The organism is Kitasatospora cheerisanensis KCTC 2395, from assembly GCF_000696185.1.
Lineage (GTDB): Bacteria > Actinomycetota > Actinomycetes > Streptomycetales > Streptomycetaceae > Kitasatospora > Kitasatospora cheerisanensis.
This window is the reverse complement of record NZ_KK853997.1, coordinates 1,586,913-1,591,842: the sequence shown is the minus strand read 5'-3', so window position 1 is coordinate 1,591,842 and position 4,930 is coordinate 1,586,913. Positions and strand designations below refer to the sequence as shown.

Annotated in this window: 3 protein-coding genes; all 3 read right to left on the bottom strand. The window is 72.2% G+C overall.

All coding sequences use genetic code 11. From position 1 onward, the window contains the following. Positions 1 to 127 precede the first annotated feature (127 nt). From KCH_RS37030 to KCH_RS07220, 3 genes are read right to left on the bottom strand one after another with little or no spacing between them, the layout of a single operon-like run. Positions 128 to 1,348 carry a hypothetical protein gene (locus KCH_RS37030; RefSeq protein ID WP_051652841.1) on the bottom strand — a complete coding sequence of 407 codons (1,221 nt, stop codon included), beginning with the start codon at positions 1,346 to 1,348 and terminating at the stop codon, positions 128 to 130. A gap of 9 nt (positions 1,349 to 1,357) precedes the next feature. After that, positions 1,358 to 2,272, bottom strand: coding sequence for a phage tail family protein (locus tag KCH_RS07225; RefSeq protein WP_035860385.1), 915 nt, complete (start codon positions 2,270 to 2,272; stop codon positions 1,358 to 1,360). A 4-nt stretch (positions 2,273 to 2,276) separates the two neighbouring features. Then, positions 2,277 to 4,883: a phage tail tape measure protein gene (locus KCH_RS07220; RefSeq protein ID WP_051652840.1), complete on the bottom strand. Its 2,607-nt coding sequence runs from the start codon at positions 4,881 to 4,883 to the stop codon at positions 2,277 to 2,279. Between the last annotated feature and the right edge of the window lie 47 nt (positions 4,884 to 4,930).

Genomic DNA, 4,930 nt, shown 5'->3' with positions numbered 1-4,930 from the left:
GGGATCGTGCCCGAGAGCGAGCCGCTCTTGCCGATGTAGTCGTCGTACGACACCCCGCTGATCGGCAGGACGTCCATGACGACGTCGGTGCGCAGGTCCGCGACGACCAGGCGGTACGCCTCGTCCATCAGGCGACCCGCTCGACCATGATGAACGAGCCGGCCTTGAGGGTGGAGGGGGTGGCGTCGGCGGTGCCCTGGGCGATCAGCATCCGGAAGGACCCGGCGGCGGCGGCGACGAGCAGTCCGTTGATCAGCGCGGTCATGACGGTGCCGGTGCCGATGGTGCCGAGCTGCTGGGACTGGGCGACGGTGGACCGGTCGGTGATGACGCTGCCGACGGTCGCCGATCCGGACGAGGGCTGCATCGTCGGGGTCCAGTCGAAAGTACTCGCGCCCGGCGCGAGCCAGCCGATCTTCAGGTCGCCGACGGTGCTGCCTGTTCCGCCGATGAGGCCGCGCACCACATACACCCCGCCCGACACCACGGGGAAGGAGAATCCCGTGGCGTCCACCAGGCTGGTGCTGTTGGTGACGGATTGTTCGGCGCCCACCGCGACCCGCGCGAACTGCCGCTGGCCGACGCCCGCCACGTTGAGGTTGCCGTCGACGGTCAGCTGGTCGGGCGTGCGCAGGCTGTTGGGGGCGTCGCGGTACAGCTCGACGTCGGAGCCGATGACGATCCGGCCGCTGGTGCCGAGGTACAGCCGCGACTCCCAGGCCGCGCTGCCGCCGTTCCACCTCTCCAGGCCCGTGGTGGTGCCGCGGTCGCGGTACTGGGCGTCGTGCGCGCCGGTCGCGCTGTCCGGGCCGACGCCGATGCCGCCGGCGGAGACGGTGTACTGGCGCCGGTCGGTCCGGGACGCCCAGTTGATCGGATTGCCAGCCGAGTTGGTGGCGGTGACGGGGATCTCCCACAGCGCGAGGCTGCCGGCCGGAGCTGCCGGGGCGACCGGAGACGCTGCTGGCGTTCCGGGGACGCGCTCCAGCACCACCTGCGCGGACGGCGATCCGTCGATCTCCGGGTCGTACACCCGGATCACGAGGAGGTCGATCCTGGGGTTGACGCCGTTGCCGTCCGGGATGAGCAGCGACTGGGCCACGTCGAACGCCACGCTGTAGGCGCCCTGCGCGGTGGTTCCCTGGACGACCGCCCGGCCGACGCCGACGGTCGCGGTCATGCCCGACCCGGACAGCCCGAACGGGTCGCCGCCGGGGACGACCCCGGAGCGCAGGGTGATGGGCCCGGTCGGGGTTCCGTCGCCCGGGGCCGCCGCGAGGCGGGTTTCCTTGCGGGTCTGGCCGCCGCCGGCAGCGCGCGGCTTGAGCCATCGGGACAGGCCTGCCATGGGGGCCTCCTACCAGTACGCGGAGCGGAATCGGACGGTCAGCGACGCCGCAGGGTCAGCGACGCCGGGGGCGGAGCGAAAGGCGAGCGTCGAGGTGCTGAGGCGCGGGAGGACGAACGCGCCCTCCGGCGCGGACCGCGCGGTGGCGGTGTAGAGGCGGGTGGCGCCGGAGGCGAGGGTCACGGTGCCGCCCCAGGTGTCGACGGTCAGCACGTCGGACGCGGCCAGGGTGATGTCGTACTCGAGTACCTGGCCGGTCTCGACGACGGTCACCGACGGCAGGGTGACGGGGCCGCGGATCTCCAGCAGCGGATGCGCGGGCGCGTCGCCGGCGTTGACGCAGGTGACGTTGCCGGTCGAGGTGTCAGCTCCCCAGTCGAGGCCCGGAGGTGACTCGCCGTCGTGCCAGTCCAGGCCGGCCGGGGTGCCGCCGTCCGCCCAGTCCAGGCCGAGGCCGGGCTGGGGCAGGGCGGTGGTGACGACCTGCTCGGTCAGGTCGTAGCGGCGCGGGTCGGTGGCCTCCCAGGCGATGGTGACGGCCGGGGTGCCCTGCGCCGCCTGGGCGTCGTCGGGCAGCCGCCGGGCGAACACGCGGGCGTGGACGAGCTGGGTCTCGCCGGCGAGCCGGATGACGAGCGGCTGCTCGTCCTGGACGAAAGCGGTGGCGGTGAGCAGGGCCCGTCGTGCGGCGGGGTACTCGTCCGGCCAGGTGGTGAGCTGGAGGTCGGCTGTGATGATCCGGGACTGGGAGAGCAGGCCGCCGAGGTAGCTGCCGTGCTGCTGGGCGCGCGGGACGGTGCGGGAGTCGACGGCGGGGAGGGTGTCCCAGCCGTCGACGTTCACGACCTGCACCGCGGTGCCGTCGCCCCACAGCTGCCCGGCCCACTCGATCTGGAGGTCACGGGTGATCAACTCGCCCGCCACGAACTCACCCCCTGCCCTTGGACAGCATCTGCAGCTCGACAGCGGTCCGGCGCACGTTCCCGCCCTCGGCCTCGTGGTAGTGCTCGATCTGCACCGCCGCCGACGGGCCGCCCGTGCCGGGCCCGGTGCCCGGGATCGTCGCGGAGGCAGCGACAGCGCCGACCTTGACGGGGCCGACTTCCTGGAGCATCCAGTCGGGGATCGTGGGCGGGACGACCAGGCCGGCCATGACCGCCTCCAGCTGCGGCGTGCCGGCGTCGATGCCCGCGACGATGCCGGCGGGGATCCACCGGCCGACCTGATCGCGCATGACGGTCGACGGCGAGTGGATCCCGAGGGCGTCGGCGATCGGCCCGGGAATCACCGCCTTCGCCCAGCTCATGACCTTGTCGCGCAGCCAGCCGCCCATGCGCTGGATGCCCTCCCAGATGCCGCGGGCGGTGTCCATCCCGACCTCGATCATGCGCACGTTCAGGTCGGACACGGCGTCGACGATCCAGCCGGGCACGCCCCGGATCCAGTCGATCGCGGCGTTCCATCCGTCGATCGCGCCCTGCTTGATGTCCGACCAGTACTTGATCAGCAAGCCGGGCAAGGTGAAGTTCAGGAAGATGTTCCACAGCCGCCCCGGGATGGCCTTCACGAAGTCCACGACCCAGTCCCAGGCGGCCTGGGCACCGGACTTGATGTCGTCCCAGTGCTTGAGCAGCAGGCCGGGCAGGGTCCAGTTCATGAACAGGTCGAGCAGGAACTGGCCGACCCACTTGACCTTGTCGACCACCCAGTCCCAGGCGGCGAGCGTCGCGGCCTTGATCTCGTCCCAGTACGCGATGATCAGCGCGACGATGGCGATCACCGCGACCGTGATCCAGCCGATCGGGCCCATCGCCATGATCCACGCGGCGGCCATCCGGGCCGCCTGGATGAGGGACTGAGTGCCCATCAGGATCCAGCCGCCGACGACGCTCGCCGCGGCAGCCACCTGCAGGGCCATGCCCCACGTCGCCCGGGCGCCGGTCGCGATCCAAGCCGCGACCTGCTGGGCGCCGGAGACGATCGCGGAAGTGCCGGCGGCGATCCAGCCGCCGACGGTCTGGTAGGACGCGGCGACGGACAGCGCGCCGTTGCGCACTGCCGAGACACCGGAGGCGACCCACGCGGCGACCTGCTGGGCGCCGGAGACCGTCGCGGCGATCCCGGCCTGCGTGTAGCCGACGGCGGTGGTGATCAGTACGGGCAGCAGCACGGTGCCGATGACCCCGGCGACGACCTCGATCGTGGTCTTGTTGTCGTCCAGCCAGCCGCCGAAGTCGCGCAGGGCGGGCACCACGTCGTCGCGGACGAAGCGCGCCGTGTCGGCCAGCACGGGGACGAGGTTGTCGCGCAGCCAGCCGCCCGCGTCCTGGACGGCCGGCAGCAGGTGGTCCTTCACCCACCCGGCGGCCTCGCCGACCGACGGCCCGAAGGTGCTGACGAGTTGCCCGGCGACGTCGGACAGGACGGGCAGCACCTGGCCGCCGACGACGTTGACGAACCCCTGCTGGGTCGTCCGCCAGAACTCGGTCAGCTTGGTCTGCGCGTTGTCGCGCAGCGAGTCGCCCATCGTCGTGGCGGCGCCGCCGACCTGACCGAGCGTCGCCACCGCAGAGGACGGGTCGAGGGCCAGCAACGCTTTCTGGACGTCCTCGTTCTTCGTGCCGAACAGGCCGAGCGCGGCCGTGTTCCGCTCCACCGGGTCCTTGATCGCCCGTAGGCGGTCGAAGACCTGATCAAGCGCAGCTGCGGCACCCGGCCCGCCCTCGATGAACGCCTTCTGCATCTCCTTGCCGGAGAGCCCGACCGCCTTGAACGCCTCGTCGACGGCGTCGCCGCCGCCCTGCGCGATCAGGACGAACTCCTTCAGGGAGTCGGCGACGACGTCGGTGTCGCGGGCGCCGGCCTTCATGCCCTGCGCGAGGAGCCCGGTGGCTTGCTCCGCAGACAGGCCCATCTGCCGGAAGATCGTGGAGTACTCGTTGAAGGTGTCCGCGATGTCGTCGGCGCGCGGTCCCATGACCTGGAGGCCGCGGGTGATGACGTCGAGCGCGGACTCGGCGTTCGGCGCGAGGCCGGTCTTCATGAGCTGGCCGACGGCGTTCGCGGCCTGCCCGAGGTCCAGCTCGAAGGTGCCCGCGAGGTCGGAGACCTTGGTGGCGATCGACTGGATCTGCTGGTTGGTGGCGTCGGGCGGAAGCAGCCCGGCCGACATCGTCGAGCGGATCGCGTCGGCGGCTGACGCGACGTCCTCGGTGACTGCCGAGGCGTACAGCTGGCCGGCGATCTGTCCGTACCGCTTGGCGTCGTCGGCGGTCGCGCCGAGCTGGGCTTTCAGCTTGCCCGCGATGGCCTGCTGGTCCATCGCCTCGCCGAGGCCGGCGATCAGGGCGGCGCCGCCGAGCGCGCCCGCGCCCAGCAGGCCGACCTTCAGCGCGCCGCCGAGCTTCCCGACGAAGCCGTCGCCGGCCTTCTCGCCGGCGTCCGCGACGGGCCCGGCGAGCTGCTCGCGGATCTCGGAGCCGATGCCCCGCACCGAGGGGATGATCTGCAGGGACGCGTAGCCGACGGTGGGCACGGGCTGCCTCCCCTCGGTGCGCGGGCGGTCAGCCGGTGTACCGCGTC

What these genes read in the sequence shown, in the direction of transcription:
- KCH_RS37030 (WP_051652841.1), bottom strand. Translation starts at nt 1,348, where the DNA reads ATGGCAGGCCTGTCCCGATGGCTCAAGCCGCGCGCTGCCGGCGGCGGC.